Consider the following 557-nt stretch of genomic DNA (forward strand, 5'->3'; position numbering starts at 1 on the left):
CCGGCTCCGGAAGACAAGGGTCACGGCGACGCCGACCCTGGCAAATGTCTGTGCCAGTTCCGCACCGATGTAGCCGCCGCCGAGCACGATCATCGAGCGCGGAAGCTCGGTGAGGGCGAGCGCTCCGGTGCTGTCGAGCGGCGAGACGTCGGCAAGCCCGGGAATGGAGGGGAAGGACGGGCGCGTCCCAGTGGCGATGATGACGCGGTCCGCGGCGAAGCGCCTGCCGCCGGCTTCCACGCCCCCGGGAATGAGGCGCGCCCGGCCCTCGTGGTACACCACGTTGTTGTAGGCTGGCAGGAGATCTGCGTACTTGGCCTGCCGTAGGCTATCGACCAGAGCGTCCTTCTGGGCGACCTGGGCACGCCAGTCAGTCACCCGCGCCTCAGCCTGGACTCCGTCGAAGCGGCCCGCGGCCCGGTTGGCGTGATGGATGGTCTCGGCCGCGCGGATCAGGGCCTTCGACGGAACGCAGCCCACGTTCACGCAACTGCCGCCAATCGTTCCGTGTCCGATGAGGGCAACCTGTGCGCCCTGCTCAGCCGCCGTGATCGCGG

At 69.3% G+C, this 557-nt stretch carries 1 protein-coding gene; it reads right to left on the reverse strand.

The window, feature by feature from the left end; genetic code table 11:
• Positions 1-557: FAD-dependent oxidoreductase (locus tag KZZ06_RS20065; protein WP_219581762.1), on the reverse strand; the 557-nt coding region annotated here is incomplete at both ends.

It is taken from the genome of Sulfitobacter sp. CW3 (genome assembly GCF_019392245.1).
GTDB lineage: Bacteria > Pseudomonadota > Alphaproteobacteria > Rhodobacterales > Rhodobacteraceae > Sulfitobacter.